The organism is Sphingomonas sp. CD22 (assembly GCF_034556155.1).
In the GTDB taxonomy this organism is placed as follows: Bacteria; Pseudomonadota; Alphaproteobacteria; order Sphingomonadales; family Sphingomonadaceae; genus Sphingomonas.
The window spans coordinates 135,663-160,531 of sequence record NZ_JAYDYX010000003.1 but is presented as its reverse complement, the minus strand read 5'-3'; the positions used below and the strand labels follow the sequence as shown (position 1 = coordinate 160,531).

Genomic DNA, 24,869 nt, shown 5'->3' with positions numbered 1-24,869 from the left:
TCGCGATGCCGCTACCCCCAGCCTTCTTCGACCGCGACGTCGCGAGCGTCGCCCGCGACCTCATCGGCGCGACGATGCGGATCGACGGCGTCGGCGGCACGATCGTCGAGACCGAGGCCTACGACGCCGACGACCCCGCCTCGCACAGCGCGAACGGGCCGACGACGCGCAACGCGGCGATGTTCGGTCCCGCCGGCCACGCCTATGTCTATCGCAGCTACGGCATCCACTGGTGCCTCAATTTCGTCTGCCGTCCGGGCAGTGCGGTGCTGATCCGCGCGCTCGAACCGACCGACGGCATCGCGACGATGATCGCCCGCCGCGGGCTCGCCGATCCGCGCCTGCTCTGCGCCGGACCGGGGCGGCTCTGCCAGGCGCTCGGCGTCGACAAGGCGCTCGACGGCGCCGCGCTCGACCTGCCGCCGTTCGCGCTGGCCGCCGCCGGCGCCGCCATCCCGACCCACGCCGGCACGCGCATCGGCATCACCCGCGCCGTCGAGACGCCGTGGCGCTTTTGCGCGGTCGGCTCGCGCTTCCTCAGCAAGCCGGCGCGCTGATCCCGAGCTTCGGCGCCAGAAACCAGATGTTGGCGCGCCACGCGGCGCAAATCGCCCCGAAAACGCCCGCCGCCCTCCTATGAGGTGTTTGGCATGCATAATGCACTGCTACGGGTACAGCCACATCGGGCTGTGTCCTTGGGAGGAACATCATGCTCATCACCACCATCGCCGCCGCGCTCCTGTCCGCCACCGCCGCGCCGCAGCCCGCCTCGACACCCACCGCATCCGCCACCCCCGTCGCGACCGCAGCGGCCGCCGCCGCCGCGACGCTGGCGCGCCCGGACTATAACCCGCGCGTCTGCCTGGTCGACGACGTCACCGGTTCGCACATCCGCCGCCGCGAGTGCAAATCGCTCAGCCAGTGGCGCGCCGCCGGCTTCGACCCCCTCGCCAAGCGCTGACCCGAGCAGGCGCGCCGGCCCGACCGCCGGCGCGCCGCGCGCGCGTGAATTTTCGGTCGGGAGCTTCCATGCTGCACCTGCGTTTGGCGCAGCGAGATCAATATGGGGGTTCCTAAGACGTGCATTCCTTGCCCGACCGGCTCGAGCCGGGCTCGCCGTATCCGCTTGGTGCGACCTTCGACGGTCTCGGCGTCAATTTCGCGGTCTTCAGCGCCAATGCCGACCGTATCGAACTCTGCGTCTTCGATCCCTCCGGCAAGCGCGAGTTGCAGCGGATCACGCTTCCCGAATGTACCGACGAGGTGTTCCACGGCTATCTGCCCGATGCCGCGCCCGGCCTGATCTACGGCTATCGCGCGCACGGCCGCTACGAGCCCGAGAACGGCCATCGCTTCAATCCCAACAAATTGCTGCTCGATCCCTATGCCCGGCGGCTGCACGGCCAGATCAAGTGGACCGACGCGCTGCACGGCTACAAGGTCGGCCACGCGCGCGAGGACCTGAGCTTCGACAAGCGCGACAGCGCGCCGGCGATGCCCAAGGCGGTGGTGGTCGACGATCATTGGGACTGGTCGCGCGACACCAGACCGAACACGCCCTGGTCCGAAACCGTGATCTACGAGGCGCACGTCAAGGGCCTGACCAAGCTGATGGAGCTGGTGCCGCCGCGCGAACGCGGGACCTATGCCGCGCTCGGCCATCCTGCGGTGATCGCGCATCTCAAGCGGATCGGCGTCACCGCGCTGGAACTGCTCCCCATCCAGACCTTCACGCAGGACCGCTTCCTGCAAGAGAAGGGCCTCAAGAATTATTGGGGCTATAACACGCTCGGCTTCTTCGCGCCCGAACAGGCCTATATGTCGACCGACAGCCAGGACGAGTTGCGCCGCGCCGTCCACCGCCTGCACAAGGCGGGGATCGAGGTGATCCTCGACGTCGTCTACAACCACACCTGCGAAGGCTCGGAGAAGGGACCGACGCTGTCGTGGCGCGGGCTCGACAATGCGAGCTATTACCGGCTGGTCAAGGATCAGCCGCGCTATACGATCAACGACACCGGCACCGGCAACACGCTCAACCTCAGCAACGCCCGCGTCGTCCAGATGGTCGCCGATTCGCTGCGCTATTGGGCGACGAGCTTCGGCATCGACGGCTTCCGCTTCGATCTCGGGCTGACGCTGGGGCGCGAGGACGACGGCTTCGACCCCGGCGCCGCCTTCTTCGACGTGGTGCGGCAGGACCCGGTGCTCGGCCGCCTCAAGCTGATGGCGGAGCCGTGGGACGTCGGCCCTGGCGGCTATCAGCTCGGCAATTTTCCGCCCGGTTTCGCCGAATGGAACGACAAATACCGCGACACCGTCCGCCAGTTCTGGCGCGGCGACGCCGGCCAGCGCGCCGATCTTGCCGCGCGGCTCGCGGGGTCAGGTGACCTGTTCGACCGCCGTGCGCGGCGGCCGTGGGCAAGCATCAACCTGCTCTCGGCGCATGACGGCTTCACGCTCGCCGATACGGTGATGTACGAGGAGCGCCACAACGAGGCCAATGGCGAAGACAATCGCGACGGCCACGACAACAACCATTCGCGCAACTGGGGCCACGAAGGCCCGACCGACGATCCCGCGATCAACGACGCACGCGGCCGCGTCCAGCGGTCGATGCTGACGACGCTGCTCGCCTCGCTCGGCACGCCGATGCTCGTCGCCGGCGACGAATTCGGCCGGACGCAACAGGGCAACAACAACGCCTATTGCCAGGACAACGAGATCAGCTGGCTCGACTGGCAGGCGGCGGCGAGCGAGACGGGCCAGACGCAGATCGACTATGTCGCGCGCCTCACCGATCTTCGCCGCCGCTACCCCGTGCTGCGCGCCGCGACCTTCCTCTACGGGCAGGATTCGCCCGGCCACGGCATCAACGACGTCGAATGGTGGGACGAGCGCGGCGAGCGGCTGAGCCCCGAGGACTGGCAGAATCCGGAAGGCCGCGCGCTGATGATGCGCCGCGCCAGCCGCAACGACGCCGGCGAGGTCGAGGCGATCTCGCTGCTGCTCAACGGTTCGCCCGATCCGGTGACCTTCCATCTGCCGCCGCCGCATGCCGGCCGTATCGTGCTGATCGACAGCGCCAAGCCCGACCAGGGCGAAATCGCGATCGAGGACAGCTACGAGGTGTCGCCGCAGAGCGCGGTGCTCGTCACCTGGACGCTGCGCTTCGAGGACGACGCGGCATGAGCCGCCGCTGGGGCGCCGAGCTGCGCGACGACGGCCGCACCCGCTTCGCGCTCTGGGCGCCGGCGCGCGACGCGGTGATGCTGGAGATCGACGGCGGCGCGACGATTCCGATGACCGCGGACGGTGACGGCTGGTTCGCCGCCACCGCCGACGCCCCCGCCGGCACGCGCTACCGCTTCCGTATCGGCGACCTCGCCGTCCCCGATCCGGCGAGCCGCGCGCAATCGGGCGGCGTCCACGGCTGGAGCCTCGTCATCGACCCCGCCTACGTCTGGAGCGTGCCCGACTGGCGCGGCCGGCCGTGGGAAGAGACGGTGCTGATCGAGCTTCACGCCGGCGTCCTCGGGGGCTTCCGCGGCGTCATGGACCAGATCCCGACGCTCGCCGCGCTCGGCATCACCGCGATCGAGCTGATGCCGGTCAACGCCTTCGGCGGCACGCGCAACTGGGGCTATGACGGCGTCCTGCCTTATGCCCCCGCCGAGGCCTATGGCCCCCCCGCCGACCTAAAGGCGCTGGTCGACGAGGCGCATGCCTTCGGCCTCTCGGTCTTCCTCGACGTGGTGTACAATCATTTCGGCCCCGACGGGAATTACCTGTCGGCCTATGCCCCCGAATTCTTCGACGCCGACGTCCACACCCCCTGGGGCGGCGCGGTCGCGGTGAAGCAGGCGGCGGTGCATCGCTTCTTCGTCGACAATGCGCTGATGTGGCTCGGCGAGTATCGCATTGACGGCCTGCGCTTCGACGCGGTCCACGCGATCGACGATCCCGACTTCCTCGATGCGATGGCGGCGGAGATCCGCGCCGCCTTCCCCGACCGCCACATCCACCTCGTCCTCGAAAACGAGCGCAACGACGCCGAACGCCTCCGCGAGGGCGCCTATGACGCGCAGTGGAACGACGATTTCCACAACGTCGTCCACGTCCTGCTCACGGGCGAAACCAGCGCTTATTACAGCGACTTTGCCGACAATCCCGCCGAGCGGCTCGCGCGCTGCCTCGCCGAGGGGTTCGTCTATCAGGGCGAGCCATCGGCCAATCACGACGGCACGCCGCGCGGCACGCCGAGCGCGCATCTGTCGCCTACGCGCTTCGTCGCCTTCCTCCAGAACCACGACCAGGTCGGCAACCGCGCGCTCGGCGAGCGGCTCACCGTCCTCACCGACACCGCCCGGCTGCGCGCCGCGACCGCGCTGCTGCTGCTCGGGCCGCAGATGCCTTTATTGTTCATGGGCGATACGGAGGGCAGCGAGACCCCGTTCCTGTTCTTCACCGACTTCCACGACGACCTGGCCGACGCGGTACGCGAAGGCCGGCGCAGGGAATTCGCCAAGTTCGAAGCCTTCGCCGATCCCGCGGCACGCGAACGCATCCCCGACCCCAACGCCCCCGACACCTTCGAACACTCGCGACCCGAGCCCGGGCCGGACGCCCACGGCTGGAGGACGCTGATCCGCGACCTCATCGCGCTGCGCCAGCGCGCGATCGTGCCGCATCTCGCGGGCGCGCAGGCCATCGGCGCCGAAGCCACCGGTGAGGCGGCGGTCACCGCCCGCTGGCGGCTCGGCGACGGTAGCATCCTGACGATCGCGCTCGATCTCGCCTACGATCCGGCACCGCTGCCGGAAGGCGAAGGCGAACTCCTCCACGCCGAAGGCGAACGCTTCCGCGCCTGGATCGCGAAATGATCGGCGCGCAGAGGCGCGGAGGACGCAGAGGGGTCGCGGCCGGGACCGGCGGCGGGACTCCCGATAAGCCGGAACTGATTCACGCGGAGGCGCGGAGGCGCGGAGCAGGCCAGCATCCGCGGCAGCCCTCTTCTTCCCTCCGCGCCTCCGCGCCTCCGCGTGCACCGAACTTCATCGAGACACATGATAGGGCCACGACATCGGCCAAGCCGCACGCCCCCCTCCGCGTTCTCCGCGCCTCTGCGCGAATCCACCTCTTCTGTACCCCGGCGAAGGCCGGGGCCCAGTTGGGGGACGCAAAGGACAAAGCGCATCACGTCATAACCGCGGCCGCCCCGATCGGGCCACGGCCTTCGCCGGAATACCAAGGGCCGATGCGATGACCGACCTCGTTACCGAAGCCGCCGCCGCCGGGCTGCAGGTCGAATGGGAGGATGCCGACGGCCGCCAGCATCGCGTCGACGACGCGGTGCTGCGCGCGATCCTCGATACGCTCGACACGCGCGTCGACGGCGTGCCGTTCGTCACCGGCGACACCGGCCGCCCCATCGCCACATCCGCCGAACCCGGCGCGGCACGCCTGATCCTCGAAGACGGCACCACCCGCGCCGTCACCATCGCCGCGGACGGCACGATCCCCGCGATCGCCGAACCCGGCTATCACCGCCTCGACACCGCCACCGGCGCGATCACGCTCGCCACCGCCCCGCCGCGCTGCGTCGCGCCCCCGCCCGGCCATGGCTGGGGGCCGGCGGTGCAGATTCCCGCGCTGCGCGGGTCGCGCCTGGCGCCCTACGGCGACCTCGGCACGCTCGCCGAAGCCGCCCGCGCGATCGCGAACGCCGGTGCCGATACGCTCGCGATCAGCCCGACGCATGCGCTCTTCCCCGCCGACGCCACCCGCTTCAGCCCCTATGCGCCATCGAGCCGCCAGTTCCACCACGCGCTGCTCGCCGACCCCACGCTCGCCGGCCTGTCCGACACCGGTCCCGCCGGCGGCGCGCTGATCGACTGGCAGACCGCCTGGCCCGATCGCCTCGCGCAGCTCCGCACCGCCTTTGATCACGCCCCCGCCGGGCTTCGCGCCCGCTTCGATGCCGATCGCGCGACCCGCCCCGACTGGGACGAACACGCCCGCTTCGATGCGCTCCACGCGCATGTCTTCGCCACGACCGGGGCCAGCGGCTGGCAGGACTGGCCTGCCGAATATCACGACCCCGCCGGCCCCGCGGTCGCCCGCTTCGTCGCCGACCACGCGCAGGACGTCGCCTTCCACGCCTTCCTGCAATGGCTCACCGACGCCAGCCTCGCCCAGGCACAGCAAGCCGCCCGCGACGCCGGCATGCGCATCGGCCTGATCGCCGATCTCGCCGTCGGGATGGACGCGGGCGGCAGCCACGCATGGAACCGCCGCGACGACCTCCTCACCGGCCTGTCGATCGGCGCGCCGCCCGATCCGCTCGGGCCGCAGGGGCAGAATTGGGGGATCACCGCGCTGTCCCCCTTCGCGCTGCGCCGGACCGGTTTCGACGGCTTCATCCGCACCGTCCGCGCCGCGCTCCGCCACGCCGGCGGGCTGCGCATCGACCATGCGCTCGGCCTCAAGCGCCTGTGGGTGATCCCCGACGGCGGCAAGGCCAGCGACGGCGCCTATCTGGCGATGCCCTTCGCCGACCTCCTCCGCATCCTTGCGCTCGAATCGCACCGGGCGAAGGCGATCGTCATCGGCGAGGATCTCGGCACCGTTCCCCCCGGCTTCCGCGACACGATGGCGGACAAGGGCATGCTCGGCATGCGCGTCCTCCCCTTCGAACGCGACGACACGGGCTTCACGCCCTCCACCGAGTGGGACGCGCAGGCGGTGGCGATGACCGGCACGCACGACACCGCGACGCTGGCAGGCTGGTGGACCGGCCGCGACATCACCTGGAACCACAAATTGAAGCGCAGCAGCGGCGACGAATTCGCCGACCGTCTGCGCCGCATCGGCGAGAAGAAGGCGCTGTGGACCGCCTATCGGGGGGCGGGCGTCGCCGCCGGCCCGGTTCCCAACGATGCCGCCGCCGCGATCGACGCCGCGATCGCCTTCACGCGTCAGGCGCCGTGCCCGCTGACCATCGTCCCGCTCGAAGACCTGATCGGGATCGAGGAACAGCCAAATTTGCCCGGCACCACCGACGAACATCCCAACTGGCGCCGTCGCATGCCCGACACGACCGAAGCGCTGTTCGCCCGGCCCGAGGTCGCGCGCCGCACCGCCCTCCTTTCAGCAAAGAGCCAAGCATGACGCCCCGCGCCACCTATCGCATGCAGTTCCACGCCGGCTTCACCTTCGCCGATGCCGAGGCGCTGGTGCCCTATCTCGACCGGCTCGGCATCAGCCACCTCTACGCCTCGCCGATCACCGTCGCCGCCGCGGGGTCGACGCACGGCTATGACGTGATCGATCCCACCCGCATCAACCCCGAACTCGGCGGCGAAGACGGCTTTCGCAGCCTCGTCGCCGCGCTGAAGGCACGGGACATGGGCGTGATCATCGACATCGTGCCCAACCATATGGGCGTCGCCGGGGGCGGCAACGCCTGGTGGAACGACGTGCTCGCCAACGGTCAGGCGAGCCCTTATGCGCGCGCTTTCGATATCGACTGGTCGCAACCCCTGCTGCTGCCGGTGCTCGGCGACACGCTCGCCGCGACGATCGCCAACGGCGACCTCGCGATCGAGGGCGACGCGATCGTCGCTTACGGCGAACACCGCTTCCCGCTTCGCCCCGACGTGCAGGAAAGCGACCTTGCCACCCTGCTCGGCCGCCAGCATTACCGGCTGGCAAGCTGGCGCGTTGCCAACGACCGGCTCAACTGGCGCCGCTTCTTCACCGTCAACGACCTCGCCGGCGTCCGCATCGAGGACCCCGCAGTGTTCGAGGCGACGCACGCCCTCTATTTCCGCCTCTACGACGAAGGGCTGATCGACGGCGTCCGCGTCGATCATGTCGACGGGCTCACCGATCCGATCGGCTATTGCCGCACGCTGCGCGAGCGACTCGGCGCCGACGCCTGGATCGTCATCGAAAAGATCCTCGGCGCGGGCGAAGGCCAGCCGGTGGACTGGGGCGTCGACGGCACCAGCGGCTACGACTTCATGGAACAGGTCGCGACGCTGATCCACGAACCGCTCGGCGCGCTGCCGCTCGAGGAATTGTGGCAGGAGGTCAGCGGCCGCTACCAGGGCTTCGAGGCGGAGGAGTTCGAGGCGCGGCAGGATTTGCTCGCGTGGCAATTCTCCGCGCAGCTCGACGCCTGCGTCGCCGCCTTCGTCGCGCTAAGCGACGACGAGGCGGTCACCCCGGCGATGCTGCGTCGCGCGATCGAGCGGCTGCTCTGGGTGTTCCCGGTCTACCGCACCTATGGCACCGGCGACGCCGCCGCGCCGCAGGACGCCGCGATCCGCGGCCTCGTCCGCGAGCGCGTGTCGTGGCTGATCCCGCCCGGCGAAGCGCATGTCGTCGACCGCATCCTCGCCTGGCTCGCCGGCGAAGGGCCGCAGGGGACTTCGGGCGAAGCCGCCGACGCGGTGCGCCGCTTCCAGCAGCTTTCCGCGCCGATCGCCGCCAAATCGGTTGAAGACACCGCATTCTACCGGTCGGGGCGGCTGCTGTCGCGCAACGACGTCGGCTTCGACGCCACGATCCTCGGCATCCCCGTCGACGCCTTCCACCAGATCGTCGCCGATCGCGCCCGCGACGTGCCACACGCGATGCTGACCACCGCGACGCACGACCACAAGCGCGGCGAGGACGTCCGCGCCCGGCTCGCGGTGTTGAGCACGATCCCCGACGCGTGGCGCGCGCGCGTCGAGGCGTGGGAGGCGCTGTCCTGGGGCTGGGACCATGACGTCGACGGCGGCGACCGCTACATGCTGCTCCAGACGATCGTCGGCGCCTGGCCCGCCGAGGGCGCGGACGGCGACTTCGCCGACCGGCTGAAAGCGTGGCAGCAGAAGGCGTTGCGCGAAGCCAAGCTGCGCTCGTCCTGGGAAGCCCCCGACGAGGACTATGAAGCCGCCGCCGCGGCGCTGATCGACGCCTATCTCGCCGATCCCCGCTTCATCGCCGACGTCACCGCCTTCGTCGCCGAGATCGAACCTGCGGCGCGCGCCAATACGCTCGTCCAGACGCTGCTGCGCTATACGTTGCCCGGCGTGCCAGATCTCTATCAGGGTACCGAACTCGCCGACCTCAGCCTCGTCGACCCCGACAACCGCCGCCCCGTGGATTATGCCGAACGCGCCGCGTTGCTCGGCGACGATTCAGCGCCGGCCAAGCTGCGGCTGATCGCCGACCTGCTCGCGCGCCGCCGCGCCGATCCGGCGCTGTTCGCCGACGGCGACTATCGGCCCGCCACGGTCGAGGGCAGCGACCGCATCCTCGCCTTCACCCGCAGCGCCGGCGGCCGCAGCCTGCACGTCGCCGCGCTCGTCCGCGGCACCGCGGTGCCCGACGCGACGATCCGCTTCGCCGACGGCAGCACCCGCAGCGCCGCGGACGCCTTCGCGCAGGACGCGATCTGGTATGAACTCGCCTGATTGCGACAGCGTTAACTAAGTATTTGATCCACAACAGTTGTTATAGGTTGTTTCACCGCCCCGGCTCCGGCACGTAGGCGTCAGTTAGACAAGAGAGGACGGAAGGCCATGCGGCAATCGCGCCTTGTAGACTTCTGGGCAAGAGCGATCGCCGCCCGCTCCCCGGTGATGCTGGAGCAGTTGCGCGGCGCGGCGCGGGATCTGCTTGCCTCGCGCAACGCGCTGCGCTCGGTGATGCCGGCCGAGTTCGTCAACAACCCGCCGATCGACCTGCTGTACGCGCTGTTCGTCGCCGACGACCATACGATGACCATGCCGCCGCTGATCACCGCGACGGGGGTCTCGGCACCGGTCGCGCGCCGCTGGATCGACGTTTTGGTCGATCGCGATCTGGTCGCCGAGCACGGCGGTGCGATCACCCTGACCGAGGCGGGCTTCATGATGGCCGCCGACGCCTGTCAGGCGATCATTGAGTCGCAGACGGGCGCCGCGGGGGCGACCCTGAACTGAAGCGCAGCGCATCGGCCCGGCGCGTTACCGTGTCGAGCGCCTGCTCCAGCTCGGCCGCGGCCAGCGTCTCGTCCGCCGCGACGGCCAGCTCCAATGCCTGCGAGATCAGCTGCCGCGCCTCGTCGAGACGGTCGGCATTGTCGATAGCCATGCGCGAACCTCCGCTCCGATCGACACCCGTGCCGCGCGGTGGTGGATGCAACCAAGCCCGCTAAAAATCAAATGCCAATCGCTACCATCGAAGGGGTTGAGTCCCCCGATGGCGCGACATCTCTGAAGATCGTGTCCGGGCTTAATGCCCCACGGCATCCTTCACCGCGTCGACCGCCTTGGCGAGCAGCCCCTTCTCGGCCTCTTCCGCCTCGGCCTTGGTCTTGAAGGCGGCACCCTCCGGCTCCGCCGGGGGCGCGTAGACCGAGAACAGCTTGAGCGCGCCCGCGCCCTTGTTGACGATATTGTGCTGCGCGCCTTTCGGCACCACGACGAGGTGGTTGGGCGTCGCCGTGGTCGAATGGCCGTCGATCACCACCTGCGCCTCGCCGTCGACGATGAAGGTCGTCTGGTCGGCGGGATGCGTCTCCATGCCGATCTCCTCGCCCGCGGGGATCGCCATCAGCACGATCTGCACCTTGGCATCGCGATAGACCTCTTTCTGCCAAAGGTCGTTGCGACCGGCGAGTTCGACCATGTCCTTGTTGAAGATCGCCATTACCAAATTCGCTCCCATCCGTGCGTTCGCAGCATTGGACGAACGAGCGCCCGGCACGTTCCGCTCAATCCCACACCAGCCGCCAAAAGCTGCGCCACGCCCGCCACGGTCCGGGCACCGGCATCGCCACCGGCATCGGAGCCGGGCCAAGATCGGCGCGCCGCGTCGCATAGATGGCGGCAAGATGATGATGCACCCGCCGCGCCCGCTTGCACTGCGCCCGCCGCGCCATGTGCAATTCGTGCAATTCCCGGCGGCGCAAGTATTCGGCTTCGGGATTCATGGTCCTCGCCCCTCTCCTCTCTGTTCATCAGGCTAGAGTGTGGCGCGGAACCTACAACAGGATTTCAAACCGATATCGGTATCGAAGCAGCTTCGGGGTTTGACCCGACTTTACTAGCATAGAGCAAATCGCACCTCGGTCCAATACGGACAAATTCGTACAGCGAAGTGCCAGTAGAGGAATAGGCCATGAACGTCGAAGTGATCTCGAAGGCGAACGGCACCGTGAACCAGGTCGCGGGCAACAGCGTCGACCTCGACGCGCCGAGCATCGTCCGCCTCGATCTCACGCGTGCCCAGATCGCCGGCATGGATCGCCAGGGCCAGGATCTCGTCATCCGCCTCGTCGACGGTCAGACCGTGCGCATCGCCGATTTCTACCCCGCCAATGCCACCACGCCCAACGATCTCGTGCTGCGCGAACCCGACGGCCATCTCTGGGTCGCGCACGGCAGCGGCGGCGCAGCGCGGTTCGCATCGCTCCGCGATCTCGCCGATCTCACCGCAACCGCCAGCGAGGGCGGTTCGTCGCTCGCGCTTCCCGCGATGCTGCTCGGCGGGGCCGCGGCGGCGGGCGGCATCGTCGCGATCGCCAGCGGCGGCGGCAGCGACGCCACCGCCGCCGGCAGCGGTGCCCCGACGCCCGATACCGATACCGGCACCGGTACTGGCACCGGCACCGGCACGCCCGACACCACGCCGCCCGCCGTGCCGGTCGCCTCCGTCCGTGGCGACGGCAGCGCGATCACCGGCCGCGGCGAGGCCGGCGCCACCATCACCGTCCGCGATGCCGCCGGTACGGTGATCGCCACCACCACCGTCTCGGCCGACGGCAGCTATACCGCGGTGATCACCCCGGCGCGCATCGACAACGAGCGGCTCACGATCACCCAGACCGATACCGCCGGCAACGTCTCGCCCGCCGTCGTCATCCAGGCGCCCGACCTCACCGCGCCGACCGTCCCCACCGCCGCGGTCGATGCGACCGGCGCGACCGTCTCCGGCCGCGGCGAGGCGGGTGCCACAGTCACCGTCCGCGACGCCGCGGGTACCGTGCTCGGCACCGCTTTGGTCGCGACCGACGGCAGCTACACCGTCACTTTGTCGACGCCCCAGGCCAATGGCGGCGCGCTGAGCGTCAGCCAGAGCGACGCCGCCGGCAACCTCTCGCCGACCGTCGCGGTCGCCGCCCCCGACATCACCGCCCCCGTCGCACCGACCGTCGCGGTCGACGGCACCGGCACCGTCGTCACCGGCACCGGCGAACCCGGCGCCCGCGTCACGATCACCGATCCGGCCGGCACCACGCTCGCCACCGTCACCGTCGCCGCCGACGGCAGCTACAGCGCGACGCTCGCCACCGCGCAGGTCAACGGCGAGCGGCTCGACGCGCGCCAGACCGACGCGGCCGGCAACGCCTCGGGCACCGCCAGCACCGTCGCCCCCGATCTCACCGCACCGGGCCAACCGACCGCGGCGATCACCGCCGACGGCGCCTCGGTCAGCGGCGCCGGCGAGGCGGGTGCGCGCATCACGATCGTCAACGCCGCCGGCACCGTGCTCGGCACCGCGCTGGTCGGTGCCGACGGCACCTATACCGTCGCGCTGACCCCGGCGCAGGCGAATGGCGAGACGCTGACGGTGCGCGAGAGCGACGCCGCCGGCAACCAGGCGACGCCGCTGGCGCTGACCGCGCCCGACATCACGCCGCCCGCCGCGCCGGTCGCCACGCTCGACGCGACCGGCACCACCGTGACCGGTACCGGCGAGCCCGGCGCCACGATCGTCGTCCGCGATGCCGCCGGCACCGCACTCGGCTCGGCGACGGTCGGCGCGCAGGGCAGCTATGCGGTCGTCCTCGCCACGCCGCAGGTCGACAGCCAGAGCCTCGCGGTCACCCAGACCGACGCCGCCGGCAATGCCTCGCCGGCGACGCCGCTCACCGCGCCCGATCTCACCGCCCCCGCCGCGCCGACCATCGCCCTCGCCGCGGACGGCGCCAGCGTCAGCGGCGTCGGCGAGCCCGGCGCCGCGGTCACCATCCGCGATCCGCTCGGCACGGTGATCGCCACCGCCACCGTCGCCGCCAACGGCACCTATGCCGCCACGCTGTCCACGCCGCAGATCGACGGCGAGGTGCTGAGCGTCCGCCAGGCCGACGCCGCCGGCAACGTCTCGCCCATCGCCACCGCCACCGCGCCCGACCTGATCGTCGACGTCCTTCCCGCCGCGCCGACCGCGGCGGTGACCGGCGACGGCACCGCAGTCACCGGCGTCGCCGCCGGCGGCGCGGCGATCACGCTATATGACGCCAACGGCGTGGCGATCGGCACCGGCACCGCCGCCGCCGATGGCAGCTACAGCGTCGCGCTGACCCCGGCGCGGCTCGACGGCGAGACGATCCGCGTCACCCAGGCGGATGCCACGGGTGCGGTGTCGCCGCCCGCCACCGCGATCGCACCCGATCTCACCGCCCCCGCCGCACCGACCGCGGCGATCGACGCCAGTGGCCAGATCGTAACCGGCACCGCGGAGGCGGGCGCGACCGTCACCGTCCGCGACGCCGGCGGTGCCGCGGTCGGCACCGCCACCGCCAATGCCGCCGGCGAATATGCCGTGCAGCTCGGCACGCAGCAGGCCAATGGCGGCACGCTCGCCGTCACCCAGGCGGACGGCGCCGGCAACGTCTCGGCCGCGACCGGCCTCGCCGCGCCCGACATCACCGCGCCCGCCGCGCCGTCCGCCACCGTCGCGACCGACGGCAACAGCGTCACCGGCATCGGTGAGGCCGGCGCGACCGTCACCGTCCGCGACGCCGCCGGCAATCCGCTGGGCACCGCGGTCGTCGCCACCGACGGCAGCTACAGCGTCGCGCTGACCACGCAGCAGGGCAACGGCCAGACCGTCACCGTCACCCAGGCCGATCCCACCGGCAACGCCTCGCCCGCGACGACCATCGCCGCGCCCGACTTCACCGCCCCCGGCGCACCCACCGCGTCCGTCGCCGCCGGCGGCAGCACCGTGATCGGCACCGGCGAACCCGGCGCGACCGTCACCGTCACCGCCGCCGACGGCACCGTGCTCGGCACCGACACCGTCGCCGCCAACGGCAGCTATGCGGTCACGCTCGCCACGCCGCAGGCGAACGGCGAGGCGCTCACCGTCGTCCAGGCCGATCCGACCGGCAACACCTCGCCGCCGCTCGCCTTCGCCGCGCCCGACCTCACCCCGCCGCCGGCGCCCGCCGCGACGCTCGACGCCAGCGGCCGCATCGTCACCGGCACCGGCGAGATCGGCGCGACCGTCACCGTCCGCGACAGCGCCGGCGCGCTGCTCGGCAGTGCCATCGTCACCGCGCAGGGCAATTATTCGGTCACGCTCGCCACCCCGCAGGTCGATCGCCAGACGCTCGTCGTCGGCCAGGCCGACGGTGCCGGCAACGCCTCGCCCACCGTCGCGCTGACCGCGCCCGACATCACCGCGCCGCTCGCCCCCACCGCGACGGTCGGCGGCGACGGCCTGTCGGTCACCGGCACCGGCGAGGCGGGCGCGACCATCTCGATCCGCAATCCCGTCGGGCTGGAGATCGGCACCGCCATCGTCGCCGGCAACGGCAGCTATACCGCGACGCTGTCGACCGCGCAGGTCGACGGCGAGGTGCTCACCGTCCGCCAGACCGATGCGGCGAACAACGTATCGCCGGTGGTCAACGCCACCGCGCCCGACATCGCCCCCGGCGTCATCCCGATGCCGCCGTCGGCCACCGTGACCGGCGACGGCAGCGCGGTGACCGGCCGCGCGATGGGTTCCGCCGCGATCACCGTCTACAGCGCCACCGGCATCGTCATCGCCACCGGCACCGCGGCAGCCGACGGCAGCTACAGCGTCGCGCTCGCCACGCCGCGCGTCAACGGCGAGACCGTGTTCGTCACCCAGACCGATGCGATCGGCGCCTCGCCGCCGACCACCGCGATCGCACCCGACCTCACCGCCCCGACGGCACCGACCGCGACGCTCGATCCGACCGGCGCGGTCGTCACCGGCACCGGCGAGGCCGGCGCGACCGTCGTCGTGCGCGACCTCAACGGCGCGTCGCTCGGCACCGCCATCGTCACCACCGCCGGCAGCTATGCCGTCACGCTGTCCGCGCCGCAGGTCGACGGCCAGGTGCTCGCCGTCACCCAGGCGGACCGCACCGGCAACGTCTCGCCCGCGATCCCGCTGGTCGCGCCGGACTTCACCGCGCCGCCCGCCCCGGTCGCCAGCGTCGGCGTCGACGGCACCTTCGTCAGCGGCACCGGCGAGCCCGGCACGATCGCCATGGTGCGCGATGCCGCCGGCAACCTGCTCGGCACCGGCACCGTCGACGTCACCGGCGGCTTCAACGTGCAGCTCGCCACCGCGCAGGTCGACGGCGAAAGCGTCCGGGTGACGCTCACCGACGCGACCGGCAACGTCTCGCCGACCGTCACCGTCGTCGCGCCCGATTTCACCGCCCCCGCCGCGCCGACCCTCGCGATCAACGGCGACGGTACCGTGGTGACCGGCAGCGGCGAGGCCGGCGCCCTCGTCACCATCACCAACGCCGCCGGCGCCGCGCTCGGCACCGCGACGGTGGCGGCGGACGGCAGCTTCACCGTCACGCTCGCCACGCAGCAGAACAACGGCGGCACGCTGACCGCGACGCAGGAGGATGCCGCCCGCAACGTCTCGCTCCCCGGCACCGTCACCGCCCCCGATCTGATCGCGCCGGTGGCGCCGACCGCGATCGTCTCCACCGACGGCACCACCGTCACCGGCGCGGGCGAGGCCGGCGCGCGGATCGTCGTCACCGACCCGGCCGGCACGCCGATCGGCGTCACCATCGTCGCCGCCGACGGCAGCTATGCCGTCACCTTGTCCACGCCGCAGGCCAACGGCGAGCGGCTGCTCGCCACCCAGACCGACGGCGGCGGCAACGTCTCGCCGCCGGTCGCGGCGCTCGCCCCAGACATCACCCCGCCCGCCGCCCCGACGCTCGCCATCGCCGGCGACGGCACGCTCGCCAGCGGCGTCGGCGAGGCCAATGCGACCGTCACGGTCAGCGGCCCCGGCGGCTTCACCGCCACCGTGACGGCCGACGCCAACGGCAATTTCAGCGTCCCGCTCACCCCGGCGCGCCTGAACGGCGAAGGCTTCACCGCGATCCAGGTCGACGGCGGCGGCAACCCCTCGCCCGTCGCGACCGCGACTGCCCCCGATACCACCGCGCCGCTCGCCCCCAGCGGCACGGTCGCCGGCGACGGCGCCAGCATCTCCGGCCTCGGCGAGGCGGGCGCGACCGTCACCGCCACGAACGCCGCCGGCACGGTGCTGGGCAGCGCCGTGGTCGCGGCGAACGGCAGCTTCACGATCCCGCTTTCCACCGCGCAGATCGACGGCGAGCCGCTGACGATCCGGCAGGCGGACCCCGCCGGCAACGCGTCGCCCGGCACCGGGCTCACCGCGCCCGACCTCGTCGCCCCCGCCGCCCCCACCGCGACCGTCGCAATCGGCGGCGCCAGCGTCAGCGGCCTCGGCGAAGCCGGCGCGACCATCGTCGTCACCGCTCCGGGTGGCGGCGAGCTGGGCCGCACCGTCGCCGCCGCGGACGGCAGCTATACCGTGGCGCTCTCCAGCCCGCAGACCAACGGCGAGCTGCTCGGCGTCAGCCAGAGCGATGGCGGCGGCATTTCGCCGGTCACGCCGGTCGTCGCGCCCGACAGCACCGCCCCGCTCGCGCCGGTCGCGACGGTGACGGGCGACGGCGGCTTCGTCACCGGCACCGGCGAGATCGGCGCGACGGTGACCGTTACCAACGCCGCCGGCACCACGATCGGCACCGGCGTCGTCGGCGGCGGTGGCACCTATGCCGTGCAGCTCACGACCGCGCAGACCGATGGCGAGACGCTCACCGTCACCCAGCGGGATCCCGCCGGCAACGTCTCGGCGCCCGTCGTCGCCACCGCACCCGATTTGACCGCACCGGCAGGTCTCACCGCCGCCGTCTCGACCGATGGCGCGTTGGTCACCGGTGTCGGCGCGGCCAACGCGGCGATCACCGTCACACTCAACGGCGTCTCGCTCGGCACCGCCACCGCCGACGCCACCGGTGCCTATTCGGTCACGCTCAGCACCGCGCAACGCAACGGCGAATTGCTCAACGTCGTCCAGGCGGACGGGGCCGGCAACGCCTCGCCGCCGGTGCTCGCGCTCGCCCCCGATCTGACCGCCCCCGCCGCGCCGACCGCGACGGTGGTCGTCGGCGGCACCCAGGTGATCGGCAGCGGCGAACCCGGCGCGACGGTGACGATCCGCTCCGCCGGCGGCGTGGACCTCGGCACCGCGCTCGTCGCCGGTTCGGGCGCGTATCAGGTCACGCTGACGACGCCGCAGCGCAACGGCGAGTCGCTGACCGCGATCCAGACCGACGCCGCCCGCAACGTGTCGGCCGGGATCACCGTCGTCGCGCCCGACATCACCGCGCCGGCGGCGCCCGCGGCGCTGGCGGTCAACGCGACCGGCACGACGCTCAGCGGCACCGGCGAGATCGGTGCCCGCGTCGAGGTGCGCAGCGGCACGAGCGTCCTCGGCAACGGCGTCGTCGGCGCCGACGGCACGTTCACCGTCAACCTGCTCACGCCGCAGGTCGCCGGTGCGACGCTGGCGGTGACGCTGGCCGATGCCGCCGGCAACGTCTCGGGCGCCGCGACGGTGGTCGCGCCGTTCGATATCCAGGCGTTCGGCAACGCCGCCAATGCGACGATCGACCTGCTGCCGGTGGTCGCCGCCGCGCCCACCGCGGTCGGCAGCGCCAATTACCTCGCCCTGGTCTCCGCCGGCGCGCTCAACCTGCAGGCGCAGGTGTTGGGCACGCCCAGCGTCCGCTTCACGGTGCAGGACGGCCACAATCTCGCCGCCAGCTTCACCTATGACGCGACGCTCAACATCGGCGTCACCAGCGGCTATAGCGTCGTCGTCCAGCGCTTCGACGGCACGCAATGGGTCGCGGTCAACGGCGCACCGGGCGGCTCGCTGCTCGACCTCAGCCTGCTCAACGGCAATCTCACCGCCAGCCAGACGCTCGCATCGGGCGAATATCGCGCCTTCCTCACCTATCAGAGCGGCCTCGGCGTCGGCGCCGGCCTGCTCGGCAGCCTCGCGGTCAGCGGCACCGACATCGATTATACCGATGTCGGCGGCGTCCGGCCCGTCGCCGCCACCGGCAACGTCATCACCGACCCCGGCGTCGGCGGCGCGGTCGACGTGGTTTCGCCGGGCACGCACGTGACCAGCGTCACCAACACCGTCACCGGCGCGACGATCGCCGTCACCGCAGACGGCACCGTCGTCGACGGCGAATGGGGCACGCTGGTGATCAACCTCAACGGCAGCTACACCTACACGCCCGACGTAAACGCCGCGGCGATCGGCCATACCGACGTCTTCAGCTATGCGATCATCGACCCGAGCGACAATGAGGTGGAGAGCGCCAATCTGTCGATCACCGTCGGCAGCGGCGCGATCACCGGCGCCCCGGTCGCCGTCGCCGACGTCGCGTTCGCGCCGGTCACCTATGCCAACGTCGTCGAGACGGCAGCACCGATCACCTACAGCTTCACCACGACGCCCGCGGTACAGCTGCCGCTGCTGCCGGTCGCGGTCGGGTCGCACGGTGAGCGGACCGATACGTTCGTCGTCGCGCCCAACACCGATGCCGACATCACCATCCGCGCGTCGACGGCGGCCCTGCTCAGCGTTGCTCCCAATTATACGCTGACGCTGACCAATCTCACCGCCGGCACCACTCAGACGATCACCAACCTCGCGCTGGCCGGCGTCGGCGGTGCCAGCACCAGCTTCACGCTGAACGACCTGCCGGCGGGCAATTACCGCTATACGCTTGCCGCCGACGCGGTGGTCGGATCGGGCTTCTCCACCACCGTCACGCTGGCGCGGACGACGACGCTGCTCGACAGCCATGTCGTGGTCAGCCCGGCGCCGGTCGAGGGCAGCCTGCTCGCCAACGACGACGCCCATTCCAGCTTCGTCGCGGTCCGCGTCGGCACCGGCAACACCTTCACCGAGGTCGGCAACACCCCGCTCGTCATCAACGGCGCGCACGGCACGCTCACCGTCGATGAGGTCGGCCATTACGTCTACCAGCCGAGTGCGACGCTGGCTTACTCGATCACCGACCTGACCGATTCGTTCACCTACCAGTTGGTGCAGCCCAACGGAGTCGCGGCGACCACGACTCTGAACGTCACGATCGACGTGCCCGGCGACAATGCCTCGGCGATGGTCCATTATGCCGTCGCGCCGGTGTACAGTATCGAACCCGATGTGGTTTCACTGGATACGCACGCAATGACCGCCGACGCCCATCTCGCCACCGCGCCCGCGGTCGCCGCGACGGGCGACGGCACGGCGATCGGGCTCGCCACCTACCAGCTGTTCGAAGGCCGCGGCGAACTCGAAGATGTGCTCTCGCACTATCTCGCCACGCAGCAGAATGGCATCCACGCCGATGCGTTGAGCGCCGATCACAGCGCCGCGGTGGCGCCGGTCGCCGCGGCGGTCGTCGCCGACCCGCTCGACTATCTCGCGACGCTCGATGATCAGACGCATCATGGAACTACCGTCAATCATGTTGTTTAAGCACCTCAAACCGCGTCTAAAGTATTGATGGCGAAAGAGTGAAATCTACTCTTTGTTAAGCAACCGGGCCTCTTTTGCACGGCAAGAGAGGACCCGGTTGCAATGCTTTCCCCACGACGGTTACCCGGATTATTGGTCGCGACGGGCGCGGTGATGGCCGTCGCCCTCGCCGGCAGCGGCATGGCCGCGGATGCCCCCGCCCCCGTACCGGTCACGCTGGAAAGCGCCGCGCGCGACGCCGTCGCCTGGCATCCCTCGGTGATCGAGGCGGCGGGCACGCTCGCCGCCAGCGGCGAGGACGTCGCCGCCGCGCGCGCCGGCTATCTACCGACGATCAGCGGCGGGCTCGGCAGCGGCTATGACAGCCGCGTGTCCGGCACCTGGTCGCCCCGCCCGCAATTCAGCGCGTCGCAGATGCTCTTCGATTTCGGCAAGGTGTCGAGCGACGTCGCCGCCGCCCGCGCCGGCACCCGCGCCAGCCGCGCCGAGATGCTGCTCGCGGTCGATACGCTGGTCCGCGACACCGCTTATGCGATCATCGAATTGCAGCGCGCCACCGCGCAGCGGATCATCGCCCGCGACCAGGCCGATCGCATCCGCCAGATCAGCGAACTCGTCGGCCAGCGCTCGACGATGGGCGCCGCTACCCGGTCGGACGCCTTGCAGGCGCAGGCCCGCGTCGAGGCGGCCGAAGCCAGCCTCACCCAGGTCGAGGCGGAGGAGCGGCGCTGGACCAGCAACCTCGCCTTCCTGCTCGGCCATCCCGCGCCCGCCGGCGTCTCCGCCGACGTGCCCGGCTGGCTGATGCAGGGGTGCGCCGGCCCCGCGCCGTCGTGGCAGAGCGTGCCCGCGGTCGCCGCCGCCGACGCCGAGACCGAGCGTGCCGCCGCCAACCTGCGCCGCAGCCGTGCCGACCGCTATCCGACCGTGTCGTTCGGCGGCGACGCCTCGACCGACGTCAACTCGCCGTTCGGCGACCGCAGCATCTACAATTTCGGCCTGCGCGTCTCGAGCAACATCTTCGCCGGCGGGCTCACCAAGGCGCGGGTGCGCAGCGCCGCCTATCGCCTCGACGCCGCCGAGGCGAGCGCGCGGCGCATCCGCAACGAGAGCAGCCAGCAGCTCGCCGAGGCGCAGCAGCAGATCGACAGCCTCTCGCGCCTCGTCACCACTCTGGCCTCGCGCGAGGACAATATGCGCGAGACCGGCCGCCTCTACCGCATCCAGTATCTCGAAATGGGAACCCGCACCTTGGTCGATCTGCTCAACGCCGAACAGGAGCTGCAACAGGTGCGCTTCGACGCGGTCAACACCACCCAGAATTTGCGCCGCCTGCAAATCGACTGCCTGTACGTCTCGGGCCGGATGCGCGACGCCTTCGGCCTCTCGGGCACCTCGGTGCGCGGGGTGACGCTGTGACCGCCGCGATCGCCCCGGCGGCGTCCACCGCCGTCGACGGCTGGCTCGAACTGCTCGCCCGCGTCGCCCGCCACTATCGCCTGCCCGTCTCCGAACAGCGCGCGCGCCTCGCCGCGCAATGGGATCTCGGCGGCGACGAGAACGCGCGCATCCTCGCGCTCGCCCGCGCCACCGGCCTCACCGTCCGCTTCTCGACGCCGCAGGAGGTCAAGCTCAGCGGCTGGCGGCTGCCGATGATCGTCCGCCTCGCCGATGGCGAGATCGCCCTGATCGACGGCATCGACGGCGACGAGCAGGCGCGGTTGGTGTTGCCCGGCGACCGCGGCGGCCAGACCCGCCTTTCCCTCGCCGAGCTGCGCGCCGCCGCCACCGGCTTCGTCGTGCCGCGGCCGTCGCGCTCCTCGCCCGACGCGCGCGTCGACACCTATATCCGCCCGTTCGAGGATCATTGGCTGCGCCAGATCCTGATGCGCGACGCCCCCGCTTACGGTCATGTCATGGTCGCCTCGGTGGTCACCAATCTGCTCGGCCTCGCCGGCGTGCTGTTCTCGATGCAGGTCTACGACCGCGTCGTGCCCGCGGCGTCGATCCCGACGCTGACCATCCTGTTCGTCGGCGTGCTCGTCTCGATCGCGTTCGACTTCGCCTTGCGCCGGTTGCGCACCAACATCGTCGACGTGCTCGGCAAGCGCGCCGATCTGCGCATCTCCGACCGCGTCTTCGGCCACGCGTTGCGCGTCCGCAACCAGTCGCGCCCGGCCTCGACCGGGACCTTCATCGCGCAGCTCCGCGACCTCGATCAGGTCCGCGACATGCTGACCTCGACCACGATCGCCACCGTTGCAGACCTCCCCTTCTTCCTGATGTTCCTCGGCCTGCTCTGGTATATCGGCGGCATGCTGGCGCTGGTGCCGGTCGTCGCGCTCGTCCTGCTCCTGCTGCCCGGCCTGCTCGCCCAGCGCCGGCTGCGCATGCTGGCGACCGAATCGATGCGCGAATCCTCACTGCGCAACGCGATGCTGGTCGAGGCGGTGCAGGGGATCGAGGACATCAAGTCGCTCCAGGCGGAGGAACGCTTCCACCAGCAGTGGAACCACTACAATGCCGTCGCCGGCGAGGCGCAATTGCGCCTGCGCGGTCTCACCAACGGCCTGTCGGTGTGGACGCAGAGCGTGCAGAACGGCGTGTATGCCGCGATCATCTTCGTCGGCGCGCCGCTCGTGATTTCGGGCAGCATCACCACCGGCGTGCTCGTCGCCACCTCGATCCTCGGTTCGCGGATGATGGCGCCGATGGCGCAGGTGACGCAGTTGCTCGGCCGCTGGCAGCACGCCAAGGTCGCGATGGGCAGCCTCAACCAGATCATGGCCTTGCCGGTGGACAGCGCCGACGCCGACCATCGCATCCCGCTGCCCGCGGTCACCGGCGCCTTCACGCTGCGCTCGGCGGTCTTCACCTACGCCGATCCCAACGCGCCGCCCGCGCTCACCGTCGCGGGGCTGGAGATCGCCGCGGGCGAACGGATCGCGCTGCTCGGCCGCAACGGCGCCGGCAAGTCGACGTTGCTCCAGGGCCTGTCGGGCATGCTGCAACCCGTCTCGGGCGAGGTACTGCTCGACGGCCTCGCGCTGCACCAGATCGACCCCGCCGACGTCCGCCGCGACGTCGGGCTGCTCACCCAGTCGAGCCGGCTGTTCCACGGCACGCTGCGCGAGAATCTGACGCTCGGCGCGCCGTCGGCGTCGGACGCCGAGATCATGGCGGTGCTCGCCATGGTCGGCGCCGACGCGATGCTGCGCCGGATGCGCGACGGCCTCGGCCATGTCGTGCAGGAGGGCGGCCGCGGCCTGTCGGGCGGGCAGGTCCAGGCGCTGCTGCTCGCGCGGCTGCTGCTCCGCCAGCCGATGGTCGCGCTGCTCGACGAGCCCACCGCGGCGATGGACGAGGCGACCGAACGCCACTTCATCCAGCGCCTCGGCGAATGGGGCCGCGACCGCACGCTCGTGGTGGCGACGCACCGCATGCGGATGCTCGATATCGTCGAGCGCATCGTCATCATCGACCAGGGCGGCGTCGTTCTCGACGGCCCGCGCGACCAGATCCTCGCCACGATGCGTGGCACACGGAGTGCGGCGGCATGACCAGCATCACCGCTGACGACGACCATCTGTTCGGGGGCGACGGCGAGGCCACCCGCGTCACCGCCACCCGCCTGATCTGGCTGCTCGCCGCCCTGTTCGTCGCCGCGCTCGGCTGGGCGTGGTTCGCCGACCTCGACGAGGTCGCGACCGGCGAGGCGCGCGTCGTGCCGACCAGCCGCGAACAGGTGCTGCAATCGCTCGAAGGCGGCATCCTCGCCAAATTGCTCGTCCACCAGGACGACATCGTCAAACCCGGCCAGTTGCTCGCGCAGCTCGACCCGACCCAGGCCGGTTCGACCGTCGAGGAGAGCGCCGCGAAATATCGCGCCGCGCTCGCCAGCGCCGGCCGCCTGCAGGCCGAGGCCAATGGGACGCCGCTGCGTTTCTCGCCCGAACTCGACCGCTTCCCCGAGCTCAAGGCGGCGGAGACCAGCCTCTACGAGACCCGCCGCCGCAGCCTGCAATCCTCGATCGGGCTGATCGACCAGAGCCTCGCGCTGATTGGCCGCGAAGTGTCGATCGGCCAGTCGCTGATCACCGTCGGCGCGGCGAGCAACGTCGAGGTGCTGCGCCTGCAACGCCAGCGCGCCGAACTGGAGCTCAAGAAGGCCGACCTGCGCTCGCAATATATGGTCGAGGCGCGGCAGGATCTCGCCAAGGTCATGGAACAGGTCGATTCGCTCGGCCCGGTGATCCGCGGCCGCTCCGATACGCTGAGCCGCCTCACCCTGCGCTCGCCGGTGCGCGGCGTGGTCAAGAACATCGAGGTGTCGACGATCGGCGGCGTCATCCCGCCCAACGGCAAGGTCATGGAGATCGTCCCGCTCGACGAACGCCTGCTGATCGAGGCGCGCATCCAGCCACGCGACATCGCCTTCATCCGTCCCGGCCAGGCCGCCAAGGTCAAGGTCACCGCCTACGATTATTCGATCTACGGCGGCCTGGAGGGCGTCGTCACGACGATCTCTCCCGACACGATCCGCGACGAGGTGAAGCCCGATGTGCTCTATTACCGCGTCTTCGTCCGCACCAAATCGGATTCGCTGACCAACAAGGCCGGCCGCCGCTTCCCGATCACCCCCGGCATGGTCGCCACCGTCGACATCCACACCGGCAGCAAGACCGTGCTGCAATATCTGCTCAAACCCCTCAACCGTGCGCAGGAGGCACTGCGCGAACGATGAGCCCGCCCCTCGACCACGCCGCCTTCGCCGGCGCCACCCCGCTCGACGGCGATCCCGCCGCGACCTTCTCGCCGACGTTGCTCGCCCGGGCGCGACAGGCCCGCCAGCTTCGCGCGCGGATGAGCCATTTCCTGCCGCGCGACCTGCTCGTCGATCCCGCCTGGGACATGATGATCGACCTGTTCGTCGCCGCCGGCACCGGCGAGCGCCTGTACGTCAAGGATCTGACCTTGATGTCGGGCGAGAGCACGACCAGCGCGATGCGCCGCATCGACCGGTTGCAGGAGGCCGAACTGCTCTCGCGCCATCCCGACCCGACCGATCATCGCCGCGTCCGCGTCCGGCTTACCGGCAAGGGCTATACCGCGATGGCGGCGATGCTCGAACATCTGTTCGACACGCCCGACGGGACCGAGGCCCCCGCCGATCCGCGCACGTTCCGCCCCGGCCCGGTGCGGCGCTAGACGGAGCCGACGGC

15 protein-coding genes are annotated in these 24,869 nt (G+C 70.9%); 12 read left to right on the top strand and 3 right to left on the bottom strand.

What is annotated here, in order from left to right:
• Nucleotides 1-5: 5 nt before the first annotated feature.
• From SFC76_RS07080 to SFC76_RS07050, 7 genes are all read left to right on the top strand, one after another.
• On the top strand, nucleotides 6-557 hold the full coding sequence (locus SFC76_RS07080; RefSeq protein WP_322848787.1) for a DNA-3-methyladenine glycosylase: 552 nt from the start codon (nucleotides 6-8) through the stop codon (nucleotides 555-557).
• A gap of 152 nt (nucleotides 558-709) precedes the next feature.
• The gene (locus SFC76_RS07075; RefSeq protein WP_322848786.1) at nucleotides 710-961 is read left to right on the top strand and encodes a hypothetical protein; all 252 of its coding nucleotides are present in this window, start codon (nucleotides 710-712) and stop codon (nucleotides 959-961) included.
• 119 nt (nucleotides 962-1,080) lie between these two features.
• Nucleotides 1,081-3,192: a glycogen debranching protein GlgX gene (gene glgX, locus SFC76_RS07070; protein WP_322848785.1), complete on the top strand. Its 2,112-nt coding sequence runs from the start codon at nucleotides 1,081-1,083 to the stop codon at nucleotides 3,190-3,192.
• A complete protein-coding gene (treZ, locus tag SFC76_RS07065; RefSeq protein ID WP_322848784.1) occupies nucleotides 3,189-4,883 on the top strand; it encodes a malto-oligosyltrehalose trehalohydrolase in 1,695 nt (564 codons plus the stop codon). The genes glgX and treZ overlap by 4 nt, the downstream gene beginning before the upstream one ends.
• 379 nt (nucleotides 4,884-5,262) lie before the next feature.
• The gene (malQ, locus tag SFC76_RS07060) at nucleotides 5,263-7,170 is read left to right on the top strand and encodes a 4-alpha-glucanotransferase (protein ID WP_322848783.1); all 1,908 of its coding nucleotides are present in this window, start codon (nucleotides 5,263-5,265) and stop codon (nucleotides 7,168-7,170) included.
• Nucleotides 7,167-9,467: a malto-oligosyltrehalose synthase gene (treY, locus tag SFC76_RS07055; protein WP_322848782.1), complete on the top strand. Its 2,301-nt coding sequence runs from the start codon at nucleotides 7,167-7,169 to the stop codon at nucleotides 9,465-9,467. The genes malQ and treY overlap by 4 nt, the downstream gene beginning before the upstream one ends.
• Nucleotides 9,468-9,575: 108 nt before the next feature.
• Nucleotides 9,576-9,977, top strand: coding sequence for a hypothetical protein (locus SFC76_RS07050; RefSeq protein WP_322848781.1), 402 nt, complete (start codon nucleotides 9,576-9,578; stop codon nucleotides 9,975-9,977).
• Here the strand turns inward: SFC76_RS07050 and SFC76_RS07045 are convergent.
• The 3 genes from SFC76_RS07045 to SFC76_RS07035 all read right to left on the bottom strand — a co-directional run bounded on the left by SFC76_RS07045 (nucleotide 9,934) and on the right by SFC76_RS07035 (nucleotide 10,969).
• Nucleotides 9,934-10,128: a hypothetical protein gene (locus tag SFC76_RS07045; RefSeq protein ID WP_322848780.1), complete on the bottom strand. Its 195-nt coding sequence runs from the start codon at nucleotides 10,126-10,128 to the stop codon at nucleotides 9,934-9,936. The two genes, SFC76_RS07050 and SFC76_RS07045, sit on opposite strands and share 44 nt — an antisense overlap.
• A gap of 141 nt (nucleotides 10,129-10,269) precedes the next feature.
• On the bottom strand, nucleotides 10,270-10,686 hold the full coding sequence (locus tag SFC76_RS07040; RefSeq protein WP_322848779.1) for a cupin domain-containing protein: 417 nt from the start codon (nucleotides 10,684-10,686) through the stop codon (nucleotides 10,270-10,272).
• Between the two features lie 64 nt (nucleotides 10,687-10,750).
• Nucleotides 10,751-10,969, bottom strand: a complete 219-nt coding sequence (locus tag SFC76_RS07035; protein ID WP_322848778.1) for a hypothetical protein — start codon at nucleotides 10,967-10,969, stop codon at nucleotides 10,751-10,753.
• A gap of 188 nt (nucleotides 10,970-11,157) precedes the next feature.
• On the opposite strand from SFC76_RS07035, the gene SFC76_RS07030 reads away from it, so the two are divergent.
• The 5 genes from SFC76_RS07030 (at nucleotide 11,158) to SFC76_RS07010 (ending at nucleotide 24,855) form a co-directional block, all read left to right on the top strand.
• Nucleotides 11,158-19,647, top strand: a complete 8,490-nt coding sequence (locus SFC76_RS07030) for a BapA/Bap/LapF family large adhesin (protein ID WP_322848777.1) — start codon at nucleotides 11,158-11,160, stop codon at nucleotides 19,645-19,647.
• A gap of 153 nt (nucleotides 19,648-19,800) precedes the next feature.
• Complete coding sequence (locus SFC76_RS07025) at nucleotides 19,801-21,066, top strand: TolC family protein (protein ID WP_322848776.1); 1,266 nt, start codon at nucleotides 19,801-19,803, stop codon at nucleotides 21,064-21,066.
• Entirely contained in the window at nucleotides 21,063-23,207 is a 2,145-nt protein-coding gene (locus SFC76_RS07020; RefSeq protein WP_322848775.1) for a type I secretion system permease/ATPase, read from the top strand. Before SFC76_RS07025 ends, SFC76_RS07020 begins: the two co-directional genes overlap by 4 nt.
• Complete coding sequence (locus tag SFC76_RS07015) at nucleotides 23,204-24,391, top strand: HlyD family type I secretion periplasmic adaptor subunit (protein WP_322848774.1); 1,188 nt, start codon at nucleotides 23,204-23,206, stop codon at nucleotides 24,389-24,391. Before SFC76_RS07020 ends, SFC76_RS07015 begins: the two co-directional genes overlap by 4 nt.
• The gene (locus SFC76_RS07010) at nucleotides 24,388-24,855 is read left to right on the top strand and encodes a MarR family winged helix-turn-helix transcriptional regulator (RefSeq protein WP_322848773.1); all 468 of its coding nucleotides are present in this window, start codon (nucleotides 24,388-24,390) and stop codon (nucleotides 24,853-24,855) included. Before SFC76_RS07015 ends, SFC76_RS07010 begins: the two co-directional genes overlap by 4 nt.
• The last annotated feature ends 14 nt before the right edge of the window (nucleotides 24,856-24,869 follow it).

What these genes read in the sequence shown, in the direction of transcription:
- SFC76_RS07080 (WP_322848787.1), top strand. Translation starts at nt 6, where the DNA reads ATGCCGCTACCCCCAGCCTTCTTCGACCGCGACGTCGCGAGCGTCGCC.
- SFC76_RS07075 (WP_322848786.1), top strand. Translation starts at nt 710, where the DNA reads ATGCTCATCACCACCATCGCCGCCGCGCTCCTGTCCGCCACCGCCGCG.
- treZ (WP_322848784.1), top strand. Translation starts at nt 3,189, where the DNA reads ATGAGCCGCCGCTGGGGCGCCGAGCTGCGCGACGACGGCCGCACCCGC.
- malQ (WP_322848783.1), top strand. Translation starts at nt 5,263, where the DNA reads ATGACCGACCTCGTTACCGAAGCCGCCGCCGCCGGGCTGCAGGTCGAA.
- treY (WP_322848782.1), top strand. Translation starts at nt 7,167, where the DNA reads ATGACGCCCCGCGCCACCTATCGCATGCAGTTCCACGCCGGCTTCACC.
- SFC76_RS07050 (WP_322848781.1), top strand. Translation starts at nt 9,576, where the DNA reads ATGCGGCAATCGCGCCTTGTAGACTTCTGGGCAAGAGCGATCGCCGCC.
- SFC76_RS07045 (WP_322848780.1), bottom strand. Translation starts at nt 10,128, where the DNA reads ATGGCTATCGACAATGCCGACCGTCTCGACGAGGCGCGGCAGCTGATC.
- SFC76_RS07040 (WP_322848779.1), bottom strand. Translation starts at nt 10,686, where the DNA reads ATGGCGATCTTCAACAAGGACATGGTCGAACTCGCCGGTCGCAACGAC.
- SFC76_RS07035 (WP_322848778.1), bottom strand. Translation starts at nt 10,969, where the DNA reads ATGAATCCCGAAGCCGAATACTTGCGCCGCCGGGAATTGCACGAATTG.
- SFC76_RS07030 (WP_322848777.1), top strand. Translation starts at nt 11,158, where the DNA reads ATGAACGTCGAAGTGATCTCGAAGGCGAACGGCACCGTGAACCAGGTC.
- SFC76_RS07025 (WP_322848776.1), top strand. Translation starts at nt 19,801, where the DNA reads ATGGCCGTCGCCCTCGCCGGCAGCGGCATGGCCGCGGATGCCCCCGCC.
- SFC76_RS07015 (WP_322848774.1), top strand. Translation starts at nt 23,204, where the DNA reads ATGACCAGCATCACCGCTGACGACGACCATCTGTTCGGGGGCGACGGC.
- SFC76_RS07010 (WP_322848773.1), top strand. Translation starts at nt 24,388, where the DNA reads ATGAGCCCGCCCCTCGACCACGCCGCCTTCGCCGGCGCCACCCCGCTC.